At 62.9% G+C, this 18,327-nt stretch carries 18 protein-coding genes; 6 read left to right on the top strand and 12 right to left on the bottom strand.

The genetic code is table 11. From position 1 onward, the window contains the following. Positions 1-191: 191 nt before the first annotated feature. On the bottom strand, positions 192-1,028 hold the full coding sequence (locus C8J26_RS15260) for a helix-turn-helix transcriptional regulator (RefSeq protein WP_107959116.1): 837 nt from the start codon (positions 1,026-1,028) through the stop codon (positions 192-194). Between the two features lie 96 nt (positions 1,029-1,124). Between C8J26_RS15260 and C8J26_RS15255 the strand changes: the two genes are divergently transcribed. Then, a complete protein-coding gene (locus C8J26_RS15255; protein WP_107959115.1) occupies positions 1,125-2,027 on the top strand; it encodes an SDR family oxidoreductase in 903 nt (300 codons plus the stop codon). Between the two features lie 265 nt (positions 2,028-2,292). Here C8J26_RS15255 and C8J26_RS15250 read toward each other — a convergent pair whose 3' ends face one another. Together C8J26_RS15250 and C8J26_RS20180 are read right to left on the bottom strand one after the other, a co-directional pair. Continuing rightward, complete coding sequence (locus C8J26_RS15250) at positions 2,293-2,793, bottom strand: hypothetical protein (protein WP_107959114.1); 501 nt, start codon at positions 2,791-2,793, stop codon at positions 2,293-2,295. Continuing rightward, positions 2,790-2,969, bottom strand: coding sequence for a hypothetical protein (locus C8J26_RS20180; protein ID WP_146168857.1), 180 nt, complete (start codon positions 2,967-2,969; stop codon positions 2,790-2,792). Before C8J26_RS20180 ends, C8J26_RS15250 begins: the two co-directional genes overlap by 4 nt. Before the next feature lie 15 nt (positions 2,970-2,984). Between C8J26_RS20180 and C8J26_RS15245 the strand changes: the two genes are divergently transcribed. Beyond that, entirely contained in the window at positions 2,985-3,671 is a 687-nt protein-coding gene (locus C8J26_RS15245) for a TetR/AcrR family transcriptional regulator (RefSeq protein ID WP_208631409.1), read from the top strand. 4 nt (positions 3,672-3,675) lie between these two features. On the opposite strand, the gene C8J26_RS15240 is transcribed toward C8J26_RS15245, so the two are convergent. After that, complete coding sequence (locus C8J26_RS15240) at positions 3,676-4,341, bottom strand: VC0807 family protein (protein ID WP_244185340.1); 666 nt, start codon at positions 4,339-4,341, stop codon at positions 3,676-3,678. After that, a complete protein-coding gene (locus C8J26_RS15235) occupies positions 4,338-5,738 on the bottom strand; it encodes an 8'-apo-carotenoid 13,14-cleaving dioxygenase (protein WP_107959112.1) in 1,401 nt (466 codons plus the stop codon). Before C8J26_RS15235 ends, C8J26_RS15240 begins: the two co-directional genes overlap by 4 nt. A 54-nt stretch (positions 5,739-5,792) precedes the next feature. On the opposite strand from C8J26_RS15235, the gene C8J26_RS15230 reads away from it, so the two are divergent. Continuing rightward, entirely contained in the window at positions 5,793-6,329 is a 537-nt protein-coding gene (locus C8J26_RS15230) for a TetR/AcrR family transcriptional regulator (RefSeq protein ID WP_107959111.1), read from the top strand. Positions 6,330-6,855: 526 nt separating this feature from the next. Here the strand turns inward: C8J26_RS15230 and C8J26_RS15220 are convergent. The 7 genes from C8J26_RS15220 to C8J26_RS15190 form a co-directional block, all read right to left on the bottom strand. Continuing rightward, entirely contained in the window at positions 6,856-7,398 is a 543-nt protein-coding gene (locus C8J26_RS15220; protein ID WP_107959110.1) for a hypothetical protein, read from the bottom strand. Further along, the gene (locus C8J26_RS15215) at positions 7,388-9,901 is read right to left on the bottom strand and encodes a DUF2235 domain-containing protein (RefSeq protein ID WP_107959109.1); all 2,514 of its coding nucleotides are present in this window, start codon (positions 9,899-9,901) and stop codon (positions 7,388-7,390) included. Before C8J26_RS15215 ends, C8J26_RS15220 begins: the two co-directional genes overlap by 11 nt. Beyond that, complete coding sequence (locus tag C8J26_RS15210; RefSeq protein WP_107959108.1) at positions 9,898-10,911, bottom strand: hypothetical protein; 1,014 nt, start codon at positions 10,909-10,911, stop codon at positions 9,898-9,900. The genes C8J26_RS15215 and C8J26_RS15210 overlap by 4 nt, the downstream gene beginning before the upstream one ends. A 78-nt stretch (positions 10,912-10,989) precedes the next feature. Beyond that, a complete protein-coding gene (locus C8J26_RS15205) occupies positions 10,990-11,616 on the bottom strand; it encodes a M15 family metallopeptidase (protein WP_107959107.1) in 627 nt (208 codons plus the stop codon). A gap of 700 nt (positions 11,617-12,316) precedes the next feature. After that, positions 12,317-12,685, bottom strand: a complete 369-nt coding sequence (locus C8J26_RS15200) for a hypothetical protein (RefSeq protein WP_107959106.1) — start codon at positions 12,683-12,685, stop codon at positions 12,317-12,319. Further along, positions 12,682-13,608, bottom strand: a complete 927-nt coding sequence (locus C8J26_RS15195) for a hypothetical protein (RefSeq protein ID WP_107959105.1) — start codon at positions 13,606-13,608, stop codon at positions 12,682-12,684. The genes C8J26_RS15200 and C8J26_RS15195 overlap by 4 nt, the downstream gene beginning before the upstream one ends. A 152-nt stretch (positions 13,609-13,760) precedes the next feature. Further along, on the bottom strand, positions 13,761-15,212 hold the full coding sequence (locus C8J26_RS15190; RefSeq protein WP_208631408.1) for a Dyp-type peroxidase: 1,452 nt from the start codon (positions 15,210-15,212) through the stop codon (positions 13,761-13,763). A gap of 1,209 nt (positions 15,213-16,421) precedes the next feature. On the opposite strand from C8J26_RS15190, the gene C8J26_RS15185 reads away from it, so the two are divergent. Genes C8J26_RS15185 through C8J26_RS15175 form a run of 3 tightly spaced genes read left to right on the top strand, consistent with a single transcriptional unit; the run spans position 16,422 to position 18,299 of the window. After that, positions 16,422-17,387 carry a DUF6623 family protein gene (locus C8J26_RS15185; protein WP_341871506.1) on the top strand — a complete coding sequence of 322 codons (966 nt, stop codon included), beginning with the start codon at positions 16,422-16,424 and terminating at the stop codon, positions 17,385-17,387. A 12-nt stretch (positions 17,388-17,399) separates the two neighbouring features. After that, the gene (locus C8J26_RS15180) at positions 17,400-17,846 is read left to right on the top strand and encodes a hypothetical protein (protein ID WP_107959102.1); all 447 of its coding nucleotides are present in this window, start codon (positions 17,400-17,402) and stop codon (positions 17,844-17,846) included. Positions 17,847-17,855: 9 nt separating this feature from the next. After that, a complete protein-coding gene (locus C8J26_RS15175) occupies positions 17,856-18,299 on the top strand; it encodes a DUF6623 family protein (protein ID WP_146168856.1) in 444 nt (147 codons plus the stop codon). Positions 18,300-18,327 lie beyond the last annotated feature (28 nt).

Genomic DNA, 18,327 nt, shown 5'->3' with positions numbered 1-18,327 from the left:
GCAATTCCGGATGATTGCGTCACAGCGGCCTGTCCGCTTTCCTCTCCCTTCACGACGTCCATGACGGACGATCATGCGCCAAGCGCGGTCAGCGCGGGGGTGAACGAATGTCTGAAGTTGGGAAGCGGGGGAGGGGGCGCGAATGTCCGGGTTTGGGTCGAGTCGACAAGGCCGAGACCGGTCGATCTCTATCATTCTCTGCGAGCGTCTAACAGCGCGCGCAGTCGTTTTGCGTCCGCCGACGATGCGGGGTTGTAGATAATCATGCCGAGTTCGGGCCGCCCTTCGACCGCGAACGAGGAAAACTCCATGGCGATCAGTCCGGCATCGGGGTGGTGGATGCGCTTCACCCCCTCGGTGTGCGCGACCACGTCGTTGTCTCGCCACAGTGCTTCGAACTCGGGGCTCATCCGGGACAGTTCGGCGACCAGATCGGCCGTTGCTATGCTGTTGTTCGCGCCCGCTCGTGCAACGTCGGCGCGAAAGGCACCGACGACGTAACGGGCGATTCCGGCCCAATCCTCGTTCCGGGCGCGGACACGGTCACTGTCGAACATCAGGCGAAGGATGTTCCGACCCTCGCGCGGCAGCTTGGCATAGTCGGTCAGCAGCAGCGCCGCCGCCCGGTTCCAGCCCACGACGTCCCACATCGCGGTCTTGATGATCGCAGGGCTCAGCACCATTCCGTCGAGCACGCGCTGAAGCCTGGGGCTGATGCCGTCGACCGGCTGGTAGCGCGCCTCGGGCAGACGGCCGAGGCCAAGCATGTAGATGTGCTCGCGTTCCGGCTCGGTAAGCATCAGGCCCTTGGCGATCCGGTCGAGCACGTCGGCCGATGGCGCGCCACCACGACCTTGTTCCAGCCACGTGTACCAGGTTGGGCTAATGTTGGCGCGGCTTGCCACCTCTTCACGGCGGAGCCCCGGGGTACGCCGCCGCCCGCCGCCGAACCCAAATGCCACCGGGTCGAGCCGGGTTCGACGATCGCGAAGATAGGTTCCGAGCGGGTTTGGCGCCTCACTGGCCATGATCGATCCTGTTACCCATTATACCACGATAAGATCACTACTTTAACACCGTAATACGGGTCTCGATAGGTCGTCTCGGCAACAAGGAGATTTCCCATGCGCGTGTTTCTAACCGGCGCGACCGGCTTTATCGGCTCACACGTCATACAAGAGCTACGCAGTCGCGGGCATCACGTGCTCGGCCTCACCCGCTCCGACGCGGGTGCCCATCGCCTCGAAGCGGCCGGCGTCGAGGTCCATCGCGGCGACCTCGAACAGCCCGAGACGCTCGCGCGTGGCGCTGCGGCGGCCGACGCGGTGATCCATTGCGCGTTCGATCACAATTTCGCGACCTTCTTCGAGAACACCAAGAAGGACGAGCGCAACATCGCCGCAATGGGGGAGGCGCTGGCGGGGACGCAGAAGCCGATCCTGATCACCTCGGGTGTTGGCATCGGTACGCCGCTCAACGGCGGCGCTGCGACGGAGGACGTGCTGAACCCGCGCCACGCCAATCCGCGGATCGCGACCGAACTGGCTGGCGCGACGCTGATTGCGCGCCGCATCGACGTGCGCACGATCCGACTGCCGCAGGTGCACGACACCACCAAGGCCGGGCTGATCACTCCGCTGATAACCGAGGCGCGTCGCGCGGGAGCGGTGGCGTATCTCGGCGAGGGGCAGACACGCTGGTCCGCAGCGCACGTCAGCGACGTGGCAAAGCTTTACGTCCTGGCGTTGGAGAAGGGCGAGCCGGGCGCTCGCTACCATGCGTCGGTTGAGGAGGGCGTCACGGCACGCGCCATCGCGGAGGCGATCGGAAAGGGAACCGGGCTGCCCGTCCGTTCGGTCGCAGCCGATGAGGTCGAGCGCTATTTCGGTTGGATGGCACCGTTCGCGGCGCTCAACATGATCGGATCGAATGCCTGGACGCGCGCGCGCCTCGGATGGGAGCCGACGGGGCCTGATCTGCTCACGGACCTCGCCGCGATGGACTTTTTAGCGCTCGCCGACGCTTAATCACCCCCGTCACTCGCTTGCTGGCCGGCGCGCCGGGCCGGCAAGCGACGACGTACGCCGATTCCGAGTTGAAGGGGGCGCAGGTGCGGATCCGAGTGGTATCGCCTGCGAGCTACAAAACTGAACGAATGTCCGTTGTTGAGCGGTGTCCAAACGGCCGCGAATGTCGTTTTTTGGGTCTTGCCGGCCGTAAACCCGACCGGCGGCAAGCGCCCACGATGGCCGCTCAGGTGGCAGCTCGCGCTAACCAGAAACTGGCATTCGTTCAGCCTCTCTGCTCAACGGCATATGGTCCCTGCCTAAAGACTATAATCGCTCCAACGCTGGCATACCATATCGCCTGAGCGGCCACGATCAGCCCAAGGCTATGGGCATTGAGCCGCTCACCGCCAAAAACCAAGATACCGAGCTGGATCATCGTGGAGAGTAGCCCGAGGGCACCAGCAATCCGTGCACCGTCCTTTCGCAAGATGAGATCGCCAGACCATAATGCTGTCGCGCCAGCGAGCGCGACAAGCCCGAGCCGGGTCATGAACTCGATCTGCAACCCGCCAAACCTCAGCAGGGCCTCCGCCTCGCTGGCGCAGTTTCCGCCGACGGTCATGCAGCGCATTGCAAGTGCAGGGGCGACAAAACCATCCAGCAACACGGCAACGCAGATCAGGACCAAAGCAAGCGCCGATGAAACTGCGCCGAGCAGAACATGAGGACGGGCGAAGCCGAGCCGCGCGGCAAAGCCTAGCATGAACGACGTCATCACTGTCATTGCCGCTGCCAGCGTTCCATGAACCATGCGATCGGCGGATGCCTGGCATCTGCCTGCCGAGCGGCTGGATGGTGCATGACCATCACCAGCATGAGAACGATCAATACGGCGATGCCGGATGCGGTGAAGACATCCCCACGCGGTGATCGTTCGGGAGAATGGGTCTCAGCAGTCATTTTTGGCTCCTTGTTATGATGGCCCTGCTAAGAGATTGCGTGAGAAAGATACTGGACGATCACGTCGATCTGTCCCGAAGCAAACGGAGAGCGGTTTTGCCCGACATCAAGGGGAACTTGCCTGAAGGCCCGAGTGGCGATCGAAGGGCTCGCCGGAGCCGTGCTGCGCTGACGGCCGCGTTTGCGGACCTTGCTTTAGAACGCGGCTACAGCGGCTTCGGTGTCAACGACGTGGCGGAGCGTGCCGCTGTCGGGCGCTCGACGCTCTACACCCACTTTTCCGGCATGGATGATTTGCTGGCGAAGAGCCTCGACACGCACTTGAGCACGATCGCGAGATGCACGGTGAAGCCGGACATGGAACCCGAACTGGAGCGGGTCATCTCTCACTTCTGGCAGCAGCGAAGATTCGCTCGAACGATGCTGCAAGGCGATGCGGGTTTGGCGATTTCCAGGCTTCTCGTCAGCCGCCTTGAAGAAGCGCTTGTCGGGCTGCGCAGCGCCCAAGGGTCGCGATCCGCCTTGCCCATGTCCCTTCTCGCTGAGCAACTGGGCGCCGGGCAATTGGCGTTGCTCGGGACATGGCTGGCTGGCCGAGCACCCGCATCCCCGAATATCGTGGCGCGCCTGCTTCATAGAACAACGTACGCAGCCGCACTGGCATCGTTATATGGCTGCGGCAGCGTTTGGAGAAGATGCTAGCTGGTCAGCGTGCCGCCCGGCGTTGCGCTAGCCGTCTGTACCAGACGGTCCAAAGGCCGAGCGCGCCCATAGAGCCGTAGCCGACAAACGGGCTGACGAGCATGTAATTGTGAATGCTGAGCGTGAAGACGAGTACGCAGGCGAGCGCTGACGAGGCGAGTAGGCCTATGCCCCATACGAGCGTCATGATCGTCATCACGCGGCGGAAGCGGGGCGTGTCCCGCTTGGCTTCGAACGCGGCGACCTCGTCGGGCGATTTGCGGGCGAGACCTGCTCGCGCGAGCTGATAGATCAGCGGGCGGCCGATCGCAGCCGAGCCTAGGAACACAAGGCCGATCAGTGCCGAGACAAGGTTCTCGCGAAGCTGGAGGAACTTGGCGGACCCACCACCCAGCATGGCGAGAAGCGACAGCGCAATGCCCGCCAGAACCAGGATCGACAGAGCATCGACCCGCCGACGGCGGACGAACTCGGCTAGCGACCAGAGAAGGGGCGGCAGCGAGGACGCCATCAGCGCGACCACGTCGCCCGAATGCGGCGCCACCCGATCGTAGATCAACAGGGGGAGCCCGAAATTGACGCCGGCCTCGATGGCGATGAGGCCGATTCGGCTCCCCGTCTGACGGTTCATTCCGGTGCTGTCCTTCATGGTCGTGACGATCGTGTTCATTGTGTGTTGCCCCCATTGATCCAATTGCCATGAAAGCCCGGCGGGACACGATGCGGCAGGCGCACCGTAGCGACTGGCGCGCCCTCGAATCTGGCCGCGTTCAGGATCACCAGTTCTGTGGTGTCCGTCCGCTCGTCGATGACGAAGCCGATCAGCCAACCTTCATCCTCACCCGCATCCTCGTGCGCGGGCACGAAGACGAACTCGCCCGGATGGCGGTCAGCACCGAAGTCGTGCACCTCGCGGCCACCCTCGACCAGATCGTGTTTGTAGAGCCGGCCTGCGCTCTGGAAGCGGCGATCGGATTGCGTGGCCAGGGCATAGGCATAGCGGTACGTCTGGCCGAACCGGCGTTCGTCGATGCGGGGAAACTCCTGCGGCGCGGCGTCGATGGTGTCGACTATGGTCGTGCCCGAGACAGGATCGAGCGTCCAGCGTTCCAGCCCGCGCGAGGTCGCGTCCGGCCCGCCAGGCTCGCCGGCGAACATCGTCGGATAGACGCACACATCGAGGACCACCAGCCCGTCAGGCAGGTCGAAGGCGTTGGCGACATGAAAGACATAGGCAGGATCGACGTCGCACCAGATGATGGCGTGCTGGTCACTGCCCTTCGGCATCAGCCCGACGCGGGCACGATGCGCCGAATTCCAAGCATAGGGTAGCGGTTGGCCCGCCAAGTGGGCCGCCAGCGAGAAGGTCACCGGCAGGTCGAGAATGATTACGTAGCGCGCGGTGATCGCACAGTCGTGGATCATCGGGCCGTGCTCCACCGCGATCGGCTCCTGGCGCACCACCGTGCCCGTGGCATCGAGCACGACGTGGCGGATTTCGTTGGGACAGCGTCCCTCGTAACAGATGCCGTGATGCTCGCCGGTCAGAGGGTCGCGGTGCGGATGCGCGGTGAACGCGCCAGCCAGTGATCCGCCAAAATCGTCATAGTGCTGCTCGTCCAGCGTCTCGGACAATGCGACGGGGTAGCTCCCGCCCTCCACCACCGCAAACACGCGCCCGGCCAGATCGACGACGTTGGTGTTCACCGTATCGCTGGGACCATGACGCGGCCCCGGTGCCGGGGTCGTACCGCGAGCAGCTGCATTGGCGTGCGATCCGATCCAGCGATTTCGGTACCACAACGCCTTGCCGTCGCGGATCGCCAGGCCATGCACCATGCCGTCGCCCGTGAACCAGTGATAGGAAGCGGGATCGGGCGCAATCGGATTCGGCCCGGTGCGCAAATAGCGACCGCAGAGAGTTTGCGGAATGGTGCCACGCACCTCCAGCTCGGTCAGCGTCAGTTCCTGCTCCATCGGACGATGGATGCCCGTCAGGAAGCGATGCGCCGTCCGCTGCCCCTCCTCGACCTCACCGTCATCTATTGTCGCCAGAACGCTAGCCATGCCCGCCTCCAATGTTTACACCGTGATCATAGGTGAGAAGGTAACGGTGTCAACATGGAAAAGCGCTATCATCATGGTGACCTGCGCGCAGCGCTGATCGAGGTCGGCTTGCGGCTGCTCGCCGAACGGGACGTGGAAGGCGTGTCGCTGCGGGAGATGGCGCGCGAGGTTGGGGTCTCTGCGACCTCGGTTTACCGGCACTTCCCCGACAAGGCGGCGCTGATGCGGGCCCTTGCCCGCGAGGGGCTGGAGCGGCTCGCTACTGCCCAGCGAGATGCCGCCAGCGGCAAGGAAGGCGCCGCCTCATTCGCGGCGACCGGTCGGGCCTATGTGCGGTTTGCGCTCGCCAATCCGGCCATCTTCCGGTTGATCTTCACCTCGTCCGCGCAGCTCCAAGCGACAGGTGAAGTAGAGGCGTTGCGCATGTTGCGGGCCAATGCCGCCGCGGCTTCGCCAAGGGATGCTGGCCCGGATCAGTCAGAAAATGACGCGCTACGGGCTTGGTCGCTCGTCCACGGTCTCGCCATGCTGATGCTTGATGGCCAACTGCCTGCTGACGATCGGCTTATCGATACGCTCATCCAAGGGTGAACGGGGAGCACGCGACCATTCTCATTTTACCATCCTTCGCGGGAAAGACAGCAGCTGCCCCTTGTCGGCTATCGCCACCCGCCCTCCCGAAAGCAGCCGGTCCGGTTTCCATCACTATTGCCCTTCTCAGGTCGCCAGTCCGGGCATGACGCCTGAAAGCCAACCGGAAGCTGTCGCAGAAGAGCAACGGGTCAAACTCGGACGATACAAGCCGAAATCAGATTGTGAATGAACGGCGGGTTTCGGGGAGCGGATAGGGCCGGCCGAATGGCGACTTATGGGTCAGTCTAGTCGCAGGTGCTGACAATCACGCTGTTTACGGGACCGGCCGGGTGGGTCTGATACTGGAATGGGCGAAGCGCGCAGACTTAGCGTCGCGCGCGAAGCTTGCGATCGCTTTATTGCTGCTCGAGCTGTGTGTGTAGTCGTAGTGCTACCGTGACGAACCTACCCCACGCGGCCCCCCTGTATTCCAACGACCGGATTGCACCATCAAACCGTGGGATTAAAAACTCAAGCCGACTTGTCACAAGGTCAGTACGACCACGACTGACGCACCGAGTAGGACGACGCCTGCCATCAAGAACCCGCCCGAGGCGAACAGGATCCCACCCGCCCAGTTGTATCGCGCGTTGCGCATCGCCTCGTCGGCTTCCACCCTAGCGGACAGACCGGCTAACGCGCTTTTGTCGTGCTGGACATCTTCATCGCCCTGCACGACGAGGTATTTGGCCGAGCGTAGGTGATGGAACATCCCGTCCGACGCCAGGTAGCGATGCAGCAGCGCGCAGCCGGCGGACATCGCCAGCATCGACAGCGCGAGCGCCGCGATTACGACGAACGCCCGGCCGTGGAGCGGCCGCCCGAACTCCCCGTTGTTCGTCAGCAGCCCAACGATCGCGCCGAACGCGGCCATCCCGGCCAGCGCCATACGCAGCAGTTCGGACGAAAAGCCAAGGTAGCGATCCAGAAGTTCAAAATCGGCCTTGTAGCGCGTCTCTGGTACGTCGACCGCGCGTCCCGACAGGAAGGACCGACGCGCTTCGCCCGTCGCCGGCTCAATCGCCATCGGACGTTATCGTGATAGTTGCCGATCCCGCATTTGCGCCCCGGCCGCCGCGGTAGAATCGGTCGACCTGTCCGAACGGCGGAACGGCGTCGTTAGCGAACAGGAACAGCTCGCCGTCGCGCGGTGCTTTGAATGTCGCGCGCCAAATGCCGCTGCCGGGATCGCGGGCGAAATAGAGCGGGGCGATGAATATGGATCCGCGCAATTGCCACCAGAGGCGTGGCGACCGGATCAGATAGGCGGGTTGCAGATAGCCCGCATTGACCACCCGGCGCAGCGGCACGCCCAGATAGCCGACGCCCCGAGGCAACTCATCCGCTGCCAAGCCGACGGGCGTAGCGGCTGTTTTGCCGTCCGACCACGCCTCTCCGATCGTCAGGTCCAGCGCATAGCGATGATTCCGCGTCACCGATCGCTTGGCGGGAACGCAGGTCCTACTTGGTTCGAAGTCCAGCCGGACAGCGACGAGCGGCGCGACCGGACCAGGACTGGCGCACAGCGTACCGTCGCTTTCGAAAGTCGGCAGGCGCACCTGCGTAACAAGCCCTGCCGCGAGCCACAGCAGCGCCGCGAGCATCAGCGCGCCGATCAGGCCGGGGAGCAACGTCCACTTCGCCGATTGCATCAACCGCTGATACGCGCGCGCGGTGCGCAGCCGGGGAGCGGGCGCTCCGACCGCGGCGTCGTTCGCCGTCGGTATACGCGCGAGTGTGTCCGCCCATATCGAGCGCGTCCTGTCGCGAAGCGTCAGCTCCAGAGCCGCGCTCACCCGCATCAGCGCGAAGATCAGCAGCGCAAGGACGACGAAATAAAAGGAATGTGCGGCGACTTTCTCAATCCAGCCCTCGAGAAAGTTCGGCAGGAAGCGGCCGATCCCGCGGACGATCTCGCCGATCCACGTCCGACCGTCGGCAAGGACGGGCGGGTCGGGCACACGCCGGACCCACAGCGGCAGCAGAACAAGTGCGGCCGTGGCGAACAGCGTCGTGAAATAGACGATCCGATGCCACCAGACGAGGTCCCACACAGCCTCCATCGCCAGCACGCGCTCGTCGCCGCCGCGTGGATCTTCGAATCGTCGGCGCAACGCCGGGTCGATCATCGGCGCGGCCGCCTCACCGGATCCGCTCGGCGTGTTCGGGGCGAGGTTGTCTGCCTGCGGCACCGTCTCGCCGCCCTGTTCGGGCGGGGCGATCTGGATGCGCGCGGGCAACGTGATGGGCGCATAGCGATCGGTGCCCCCCGCGATCCGCGCCGCCACGCTCTCATGGACAAAGATGTCGCGCAGATAACCGCGAGGGCTTCCGTCCTTCAGCACGTTGTCGGGATCGCGCTGGTACAGGCTGCCGGGATCGGCTGTCGTCATCCAGGCGGCGATCTTGCGCGGCTGGTATCGGTAATAGCCACCCGTCCCCGACCGGCTGTCGTGGATCGGCCCGGCGCTGTTGGCGAGCGCGCGATAGCGATCGGTAATCACCTCCAGCGTGCGCAGGCCGCACGACTGTGCCTCGTGGATCATCCACAGGAGCGAGACGTAGCTCAGGCTTTCGTCAGGATAGCCGCCGCCGACATCGGCGTGCATCCCCGCGAACCAGACCTGTTTCAGACGTCCCGGCGCGATCTTGCCATCTTTCGTCTCGTCCTCTTCGTGAAGTTCGTCCCACACGAGCGGGTGGAAGGCGTCGCGCTCGTCGTCGATCGACAGCGCGTGGGCGGCCTGCCGGACCTTGTTGCTCAGCTTGTAGTCGGGCATGCTAAGCGCATAGAACCAGTTGTCGATCGCACGGATGATCTCGGCGATCGGCCCACCATAGGCGGCCACCGTATCCCAGACACCGACGAAGCGGATTTCAGGATGGTGGTTCTTGTTCGGATCGTAGAGCGGGATTTTTCGCCACGTACGCCAGGTCGTGATGATGCGGTCGCGGGCTGCACGGAAGGCGAGTGTCGGCCATTGCAGGCGGCGCGGCTTGAACTCGCGCCGGAAACATCGATAGGCGTCTTCGCTCAACCGCCGAAGCTCCTCCTCGCTAGTCGACGCTACCAACCCCTGCGATGCGATCAGCGCAATGACGAGCCGCATCGTGAACGCGCCGCGGCTGAAGCCGAAGCCGTAAATGCGGTCGCCCCCCCCTTGATCGTTGCTGATACGGTAATTGCGGCAGGCGAAACGATAGATGTCGAGAATGTTGCGCTTCAGCCCGAAGCCGAACACGCCGCTCAGGATCGCGAGCGGCTGGAACGCGGAGGTGCCGACGCCATTGTCGTAGTAGGCGAGCTGCTGCTCGCGATCCGCCGCCGCCGGGCCGAGGTCGAGCGCCTCGTACATGCGCCAGACATTAGTCTTGAACAGCTTGGCGCTGCTGTTCCCCGTCCCGTCCGAGAAGAGGATGATGTGACGGCGCGTCAGCGGGGCCGCGGTGGTGATCGCGGGATCGGGGACAGAAGTGGCAGCGAAGGCGGGCGGAGCGGCGAGGGCCGCATCATTTCCAAGGCCGGTCATTTGCTCGCCTTCACAAGAACGGTGCCGTTGATCCTCGCCACAAACTCGCCGATCGCCTCACCGGCGACGTTGGTCACTTTGCCCGTCGCGACCATGGCATAGTCGACGCCCTTCGTGCCCGCGGCGGTGGGCGCGGCGGACACGGTGACGACGTCGCCATCGGTGGTCAGGAACGTCGCACCGCGCCTAACGTCGTCGGCCGTGGGCGGAGTCTCGCTGACAGAGGAAACTCCGGCGACTGTGACGGTAGCGCGCCGCACGCCGTTTATCACTGCGGTCTGCGTCCGCATCTGGTTGCCGAACTCCGCAGCGGGCGCGTTCACCGAAAGGGCGGCACTGATGTTGCAGGCGGCGTGATAGCGAACCGCGTCGGACAGTGCGCGCACCAGCGAGTAGGTGACAAGGTCGTCTCGCTGGTGCCCCTCGATCTGGTGGCGCAGCAGTTCGCGGACCTCGCCGACCTTGGGAATGATCGGCCCCTCAGTCAGGCCATGGAGCATGGCCGCATCGATCGCGGCGCCGCTGCCCGCGGCGGCGCCTGACACGGCCGCCAGGATGCTAGCCGCCTGCCCCTCTACCACCGCGCCCGCGCCGCCCGCCAGGACCGACAGGACGTTTAAGGTCCCCCGGTTGATCGCCCCACCGCGCTGCAGATACGTCTTCCAAAGGCTGCAATTCTGCCCCGACCGCAGTATGAGGATATGCTGGACGTCGTTCCGTAGCCGCTTCGCCGTCTCCGCATCGGCGGTCGCGTTCTTGTGGAAGCAGGCAAGCGCTCCGACGGACGCGTCGGGGCGGGGGGCATCCGCAGCGCCGACGGTCGCGGCCACAGCGAATTGCTCGGGGCAGATCAGCGTCGCCAGATCATCCGACCGTAGCGGCTCCTGTGCGAACCTAATTAGGTGGTTGGTACCGGCGGGATTGGGCCAGCCGAAGCCCAGAAAGGCGCGCTCGGGCCCGCTTCCGGTGCAGGCGCCCAGCAGCGCGATCGGCAGGATCGCCCATGCCATGTGTCGGTGTCGACTCAAAATCATCCAAGCCCCCCCCGGGATCGAAAAGGGACGGCAACCGCGTTGCCAGCGGTCGCGTCAGCCCAGCGCCTTGCCTGCCTCGAACCGTGCCCGCGTTTCCGCCACGCTCAGGCCCGTGCGAAGCTGGTAATGCGGCGCATCAGGAAAGGTCTTCCAGTCGCCGCCCCATTCGATCGCGGGCAGCTTCGCCTTCACCATGGCGGCGAGGTTACGATAGGCCGTCACATCGGCCTTGGTCGCGCCGGTCATGTAGCGACCATCGGCGCTGAAGATGCCGATGTCCCAGGCTATACCGAAATTGTGGTTGCTGCGCCCCGCCTTGGCATTGGTCACGGGCGATCGGTTGAGCTGAGTCGTCCGGCCGATCGCATAGAGTGCGTCCTGTTCGGCGTACGTGCGCGTGCCCGAGATTATGCGGATGCTGTGCGGAAATTCGGTGGCGACGCGCATGAACTGCCGCGCGACGCGCTGCGCAGGCACGATGAGAGTGGCGATCGCACGCTCTGTCCTGGGATCATAGCTCCCGAGTTCCGCCTGCAGCGCGATGGCGCGTTCGTGGAGCCTGTCCTCGGCGGCTTCGACCGCGGCGCTCCACTTGCCGTCGATCGGATCGGAATAGCAGCCGCTGCACGCGCAGGTTCGTTGCAGATAAAGGATCGCGACCTTTCCAAGTACCTTGCTCATCCCCCCCCCCCCGGTCAGAAAACATGCTGCGCGGCTAATGTGGCACAAATACGCAGCGGGATGACTCGACTAACGAATCATCTCGTAACTATTATCGCGATCGCGATAATTTGCAAGAGGTGGCGGATACCGCCCCTGTATTCAAAAAATACGGCCACAACTCGCGAACACCCGGCGCCAATCGATATCGAGATTAAAACTGCCCTAAAAAAACTGAGATTACTTCTGATATGAAAGGTGAGTCCGATGACAAAGCAAAGACGATTATGTCCTGCATTATCTGCTAATCATCTTTAAAGAAACTAACATGCCATTGTATTGGCTTGATATTGATCAAAGGCGAATTTCACATGTTCTTACCTGACACTGGACAGGCCGATGACGTAATCATATTTGCCATTCTAAGATGCCGCTCAGAAAGGCACCGGGTGTCAGCTCTTGGCCAGATCTGCCGTTCATCACGTCGCGAAGGAACGGCAGAGGTGTCCCAAACTGAGCTGTTTCCATTAGTGCTTTCGCGGCGTGAACGAGCGGCCGAAGTTGGGAACGCGAAAAGCGCCCCCGAATGTCGACTGTTGGGTCTTGCCGGAGGGGGGGGGTAGGCAAGGGAACTTGCGCCGAATCCATTGTCGCCCGCAGACGCCGCAGGCAAAAGCGCGCTGAGCGAGCCGGCATTCCAACCACGGCCTCGTGGCTGCCATCAGATTGCCGTCTTCGCTATGTCTATGACCTTGTCCACTATCCGTAGGAACTTGGTCACGCCGCCGACAAAGGCGCGGATGTCGTCGAACTTCTTGATCGCGGCCTCGACATCCGGGATTGCGTCTGCCACCGTCGCCGCTCCGCGACTGATCACCGCCGTCTGCTGCGTCAGCAGTTGGCGGCCCACGGCGCCGACACGCGCGTTTACCTCGGCGATCTCGTCGGTGATCGCGATGACCTGGGCAGAGGTCTGGGCGTCGCCGATCGAAGCGTTGAGCTTTACTACGAGATCTACGAGGGAGCTATGCATCGCCTTCAGGTCCGGATTGGCGGCCGGCGGGGTTCCGGTCTTGATTGCGTCGTTCATCGCGCGTCCTCCTCCTCGATGTCCTTGGCGAGGTCGCGGACCTCGTCTAGCCTTCCTTCGATCAGGTCGAGCAGCTCGCCCACCGGCCGTTTGGAGCCATCGGCTGCCGCGGAGTGCGCGTCCGCGAGGCCAAGGAACGAATGCCTGAGCGCCGCCAAGTCGTTCAGCTGCGCTTGACGGCGCCCCAGCGCGGACAGGTAGTCGTTCACGATCGACCGCTGACGCGGCTCGTCATGCTGCGCTGCTGCGACGGCGTAGGTGCGCTGCAGCTCCCCGGTGGATGTGGTCCAGGCGGCGGCAACCGTGCCCCGAAGGCCTTCGCCGTCAGTGGCTCCGATGGCCTCCGCCATCGCGGTGAGCAGCCCCCTCACGTGAGGATCGTTGCGGCGCAGGATGCCAAGCGCCTTGCGCCGGGCGTCCTCCTGCACGAGCGCTCCAGCGAGCGAAGAGAAAGCCGCCGCGACCCCGGGAGAGATGCCAGCGCCCGCGACGCCGCCATTCAGTTCGACGCCGAGTTGTTTGAACGCGTCCGTCGTTTGCGCCCCCTGCTGAGGATCGGTAAGCGTGCCGAGGAGGAGGCCGTAGCGCTCGAGGTAGAAGAGTGCCGAGCGCCAGGCGGCCGCCACGTCGGGCGGGACGGCCGGCGGGAACGGCTTCTCCGTCAATCCGACCGCGCCCGAGCGTACGAAGCGGTCCACCTCCGCCGCACGCGCGATGCGGTCGGCGCTGGCGAAGTTCGCATCCGTCTGCCTCTGGAGCGCTGCCGCGGCGGTGCCGAAGCCGATGAGGTCGGCCGAGGATACCGTTCGTGAGCAGCCGGGAAGAGCCGTTGCTGCGAGTAGCGCCGCGGCGAACACGCTCGTCTTCCGAATGCCCGTCTTGGCAAGGCCGGCTTTGCCGGATGATCTCAAGTGGCGGTTCATTTGTATCTCCGAATTGCGAAAACACAGCATGATGGCGGTGGCGTCGCTTTCGCCCCCGGTGCGGGCGACGCCGGAGGGCGGGGCGCCGACGACTTGCGGCGATCGAGCGTTCCGGCCGGGCGCGGCCCTCCGGCCGGCCGGAACGTCGGCGGTTAAAGGGCTCTCAGGGTGCTGATCGCCGGGGCGAAAAAGTATTCTCCGCCCTTGTGGCGCACGAACTCGCCGAAGCTCGCCGTGGCGGTCGCGGCGTCGCGCTTTCCCCAAGTGGTACGGACGGTCAGGTCCTCGGCGGCGGCGGAGCCACGCTGTCCGATCACGGGGTCCCGGCCGGTGCCGTCGCGAACGAAGCCCGGGTTGTTGGCCCATCTGGCCTGCGTGAACTCGAAGCCGGTGGCCAGGTTGTTATGGAACGACATGAACATCAGCCCGACGCCGCCGTTCGGTTTATCTGTGGGGTCCACCACGCGGTCTCGCCGGCCGTAGGTCATGCCCCGGCGCGCCATGATGTGTGAGCGCTCCTCCTCCAAGCTAACGCCGAACTGGCGCACGCTGTCTCCCCGCGGGTTGGTCTTGCGAATGTGCGCATGGAGCGGGCACCGCAGGCCGTCGGGGTCGCCGGCATAGTCGAAATTGTTCATAACGGGGTTGTCGCCGCCGTCGTCCCTCTGCAGCACTACGGGAGTGCCGTCCTCAAAACGACCGACGAGGGTCGCACCCATGAGCTCGCCCATCCCGCCTAGAGCTTCGTCCTCCCCCATCTCCTCCTCGCGCGCCTTGAACCCGGCCACGTCCTGCTCGAGCTTGCGGAACACGAAGAAGCTGCCGAAGCCGGTCTCTGCCGAAGGCGAGCCGGGATCGGGGACGAGGACCTGACCAAGAGGGAACGTAGGATCCCACACGCTTATCCCGTCGCTCTCGTCGCGCTCCCGTTCGACGAGCTCGTCCAGCATCAGCGGCTGGCTGCGTCCGTCAACGTAGCCGAAATGCTCGATGCCTTCGATCTTATTGATGCCAAGCTCGTCCGTGCCGTTATCCTTGAATATTGCCCGGCCGACTTCAACCGCAACGACGTAGGCGCGTCCCTGCAGGATGTTAAGGACCTTGGTCTCGGCGTTCTCGGTCTCGGTGGACTCCCAGCTGTCCGCGGCGTCAGGGTTGCCGCCGATCAGCACCATGGCGTCGATGCCCTGGCGGTAGGGCTCGTCGAGTTCACCCGCGTCGGGGTCGGCTAGCAGTTCCGCCCTTGCGAGCATTCCTTGCACGAAGGCGCCGCCGTCGTCCGGCTCCGGCGCCTTCTGCGCCGCTTCGAGCGAGGCATAGCCGGAGGAGGATAGGAGTAGGCCGAGGAACGGTCCGCCGCTGACGCCGTGCTCTCGGAACGCCTTTGCCGCGGTCAGCTGTTCCAGAGTTGAGGTGATGTGGGGCGCGAGCTCGCGGATGAACGCCCGGGACGCGGCGGCGTCTTCGCCGAACCGCAGGAGGACGTGCCGCGTGGCCTTCCTGCCGTGCCCGTCGAGGATGTTGCCTTGAATGTCTGCGAGGGCAGCCTTCTCTGAATCGCTCGCGGCCATCCAGCGCAAAGTACTATTTAGAGCTAAGGCCATGTGTCACCTCTTACTTTTGAAGACTAACGCTTTTATAACGCGACTGTGCTCTCTTTTTTTGGAGCAGGCTATCGGAGCTTTTACTACTGCATAACAACAGGATTTATACCCATGAAAGAGGGGGGTAAATAACCACCATAGAATAGAGGCGTGGATAGTCCTATTGAGTGTTCGCGATTTCTATGCCGTTACCTTATATTTTACTGTCATTCCTTGGCACCTGCGGGCGCAATGACGCTGCGACGCCTGCAGCTAATCCCAACCGTCAGACGAGACGCTTATCGGCGTGAACCTGCCGCTGCTCCATCATGCCAGCCTCAATCGTGCGCCTACGCCGCGGGCGTCCATGGAGGCCAATCGTTGGTCGACCCTTGAGGACCGGCCTTTTAGGACAACGCACGTGCGAGGCATCTCCACGGTCGTGGAAGAGTTATTGACTGAATTAGCCCAGCAGCTTGTTGATCGTTCCAGAGGCAGGAGGACGCGGGGTTCGCCGATCTTATCGGGGGGGGCGCCTGGATTGAAGGCGCACTATTTCGTGGGTGTGCGACTGGTACGGGATTCAGCAGTAGGAGCTCGATCCCGAAAGGTCTTTAGCCAATTTTCTTAGGATTGAGCCGAGGCGTGTGAAGCTTGCGGCCAATCTGCCTCGGTCCGGGAGCAAAGCTGTAGGACATTGCACGTGGCTTCTCGCCCCGACTTTTGAGCGGCGCCACTCAGGGAGACGCCGAATGTCTACTCCAGACAACAGCTGACGTTCCGCCGGTCGCTCTTGAACGGCAGTAAAGTCCCGGCTCCCGCCATTCGATCGGCGTCGTAGGGCGATCGTAAGCCGATGAATGAGTGTCAGGAGGTGGGAAGCTTGAATGCCGGACCTACTTCAAGTGCCGGCACACCGCCTGCGGCGGTCTATGGGATAACCGCGCCGTATGCGTCTGGCTCAAATACTTAGGGCAAACGATTGAGTCGGCGGCATCGATTGAAGGTTAAGACCAGGACGCTCGTCGAGCGCTACACAGACGTAAGCATACGACGAGGTGAGTTATTCTCGCAAGCAGAGCTAGACAAGGAAATTGACTCCTCATCGGTTACTCGTGATAGTAATGCATATAACGAGAAACAAATATCGAGTCGTAAGCGTCCTTGACCGGCTAGTACCATGAAATTGCTAAATTTCATGTATTAGCTTATTTTGGGATACTTCTAATTATGGTGCTAAGTCTAAAGCAGGCCATGTGGACTCATGGCCACGGAATGGAAATCGAATTTCCTGACCGGATCGCGACTACATGGCGCGCGGGCTTCTTCGTTCGTGTGATCGGTAAGCCGAACACGACAAACTGGTTCCATTTTCACATCCCCACCACCGTTATCATGAAGAACAAGCGGCTTGAGATCGATTCGGCAATGCTTCGCTATCGAACCGGTTCCGCGAATGCGGCGGTGACGAACGTCCATATATTCGACGGTGAAAATCGGATCGCTGTGCAGGATGGGCTAAACTTGTCGCCGCAAGGCAACTTTGTATTTCAGCGGTTCAACGCACCCGGCAAACCCGATGTGCTGTGGGGAACCGGCGTGACGGTAGGCGTGCGCTTCGGCGGTGGCAATGATGCGCAACGCACGATGGAATTTGCCGCTGCCGGCATTGATTTTACCCTGCACGATACGGTGCGGCTGCATATCAAGGTGCTGAGCAATCCCGTAAATTTCACTATTGACCAAATGGTCGCGTCGATGCGTGAGGTCTATGAACCAAACGGTTTCCGCGTCGTGCGCGCGAGCACCGAGAACCTCAACTTGCCGCTGCTCAACGTCTGCGACGTCGGAGGCTGCACCCGCGGCAACACGACGACGGAACAGAACGCACTATTTGGCAATCGCAACAACGTCGGCGGAAACGACGTCGTGGCCTATTTCGTGCAGGCGACGGATCCACCGCTGAATGGCTGCGCCGCGCATCCGGCCAATCAGCCGGGCTGCGTCGTCGCAAGCATCGCCTCGACTTGGACGCTGGGTCACGAGATTGGCCACGTCCTCGGCCTCAACCACGTCAGCGACAATAACCGACTCATGACAGGGCTTGGCACCAATAACATCACCAATCCACCGCCCGACCTGATCGGCAGTGAGGTCACGACGATGAACAACAGCACGCTCACCATTGCTCCCTGAAGGGTTTGACCAATGACCGAACAGGAACTGCGCCAGGCTCTCGACAATGAAGAGCCGCAATATCCTGAGCTCGCGGCTCAGCTGAACGCAAGCGACGTGCCCAAATTGCGCGCGATCGCCGAAGGCAGCGATGTCGGACGCGCAACCAAGGCGGTTTATCTCGCCAGCCTTCTCGATATAGGCGACGCGGACGAGATCGTCGTAAAAGCGGCGCGCAGCACGACCGAGCTGATGCGGATCGCATCGGCAACGGGGCTGAAAAATTTACCGGCCAAAGCGCGCGACCGAGCTGCCGATCTCCTGATCGATGAGGCAAACCCGGCCATATCGAAAATGGTCTTGCACGCCGTTGATGCCGATTCTCCCGTGCTCGGCCCCAAAATCCGGGCGCTGAAGGAGCGTACACAGTTCCGCGAAGTTCGCGATCTTGCTGGACGCAAGCTCGGCGACATCAAATAGGAGGATCAGATGCTCGAAGCAGCAATGTGGGCGCACGGCCACAGTATGGCGATCGAAGTGCCCGGCAACATCAAGTCTGAATGGCGCGCCGGCTTCTTCATTCGCGTGATCGGCAAACCCAACACGACCAACTGGTTTCATTTTGCGGTGCCGACAACGGTGATCGTCAACGACAACCGGCTGCGGATCGACTCGGCGATGGTGCGCATGCGCTCGGGTTCGACGCTGGCCGACATTACTAACGTACACGTCTTCGACGGGGAAAACCGCGTGTTCGCGCAGGACAACATGAATTTATCACCGACGGCGTTCGGCCTGGAGCGCTTCAGCCTGCCGAATAAGCCCGACGTGGCTTGGGGCGTCGGTATCACGCTGGGCGTCCGCTTCACCGGCTCGACTGATGCGCAGAACACGATGGAATTTGCGGCGGTGGGGATCGATTTCCTGCCCTGAGTCGACTTGCCTTCGGTTGAGCTCCACG

It is taken from the genome of Sphingomonas aurantiaca, from assembly GCF_003050705.1.
In the GTDB taxonomy this organism is placed as follows: Bacteria; Pseudomonadota; Alphaproteobacteria; order Sphingomonadales; family Sphingomonadaceae; genus Sphingomonas; species Sphingomonas aurantiaca.
The sequence above is the reverse complement of the archived record's forward strand: the minus strand, read 5'-3'. Positions and strand labels throughout refer to the sequence as shown.

Bases quoted from the DNA above. Each gene is read 5' to 3' on its own strand.
- C8J26_RS15190 (WP_208631408.1), bottom strand. From the start codon at position 15,212: ATGGCCTTAGCTCTAAATAGTACTTTGCGCTGGATGGCCGCGAGCGAT.
- C8J26_RS15175 (WP_146168856.1), top strand. From the start codon at position 17,856: ATGCTCGAAGCAGCAATGTGGGCGCACGGCCACAGTATGGCGATCGAA.
- C8J26_RS20180 (WP_146168857.1), bottom strand. From the start codon at position 2,969: ATGACTGCTGAGACCCATTCTCCCGAACGATCACCGCGTGGGGATGTC.
- C8J26_RS15255 (WP_107959115.1), top strand. From the start codon at position 1,125: ATGCGCGTGTTTCTAACCGGCGCGACCGGCTTTATCGGCTCACACGTC.
- C8J26_RS15180 (WP_107959102.1), top strand. From the start codon at position 17,400: ATGACCGAACAGGAACTGCGCCAGGCTCTCGACAATGAAGAGCCGCAA.
- C8J26_RS15205 (WP_107959107.1), bottom strand. From the start codon at position 11,616: ATGAGCAAGGTACTTGGAAAGGTCGCGATCCTTTATCTGCAACGAACC.
- C8J26_RS15200 (WP_107959106.1), bottom strand. From the start codon at position 12,685: ATGAACGACGCAATCAAGACCGGAACCCCGCCGGCCGCCAATCCGGAC.
- C8J26_RS15185 (WP_341871506.1), top strand. From the start codon at position 16,422: ATGGTGCTAAGTCTAAAGCAGGCCATGTGGACTCATGGCCACGGAATG.
- C8J26_RS15250 (WP_107959114.1), bottom strand. From the start codon at position 2,793: ATGACAGTGATGACGTCGTTCATGCTAGGCTTTGCCGCGCGGCTCGGC.
- C8J26_RS15235 (WP_107959112.1), bottom strand. From the start codon at position 5,738: ATGGCTAGCGTTCTGGCGACAATAGATGACGGTGAGGTCGAGGAGGGG.
- C8J26_RS15210 (WP_107959108.1), bottom strand. From the start codon at position 10,911: ATGGCATGGGCGATCCTGCCGATCGCGCTGCTGGGCGCCTGCACCGGA.
- C8J26_RS15245 (WP_208631409.1), top strand. From the start codon at position 2,985: ATGATGGCCCTGCTAAGAGATTGCGTGAGAAAGATACTGGACGATCAC.
- C8J26_RS15260 (WP_107959116.1), bottom strand. From the start codon at position 1,028: ATGGCCAGTGAGGCGCCAAACCCGCTCGGAACCTATCTTCGCGATCGT.
- C8J26_RS15220 (WP_107959110.1), bottom strand. From the start codon at position 7,398: ATGGCGATTGAGCCGGCGACGGGCGAAGCGCGTCGGTCCTTCCTGTCG.
- C8J26_RS15195 (WP_107959105.1), bottom strand. From the start codon at position 13,608: ATGAACCGCCACTTGAGATCATCCGGCAAAGCCGGCCTTGCCAAGACG.
- C8J26_RS15230 (WP_107959111.1), top strand. From the start codon at position 5,793: ATGGAAAAGCGCTATCATCATGGTGACCTGCGCGCAGCGCTGATCGAG.
- C8J26_RS15240 (WP_244185340.1), bottom strand. From the start codon at position 4,341: ATGAACACGATCGTCACGACCATGAAGGACAGCACCGGAATGAACCGT.
- C8J26_RS15215 (WP_107959109.1), bottom strand. From the start codon at position 9,901: ATGACCGGCCTTGGAAATGATGCGGCCCTCGCCGCTCCGCCCGCCTTC.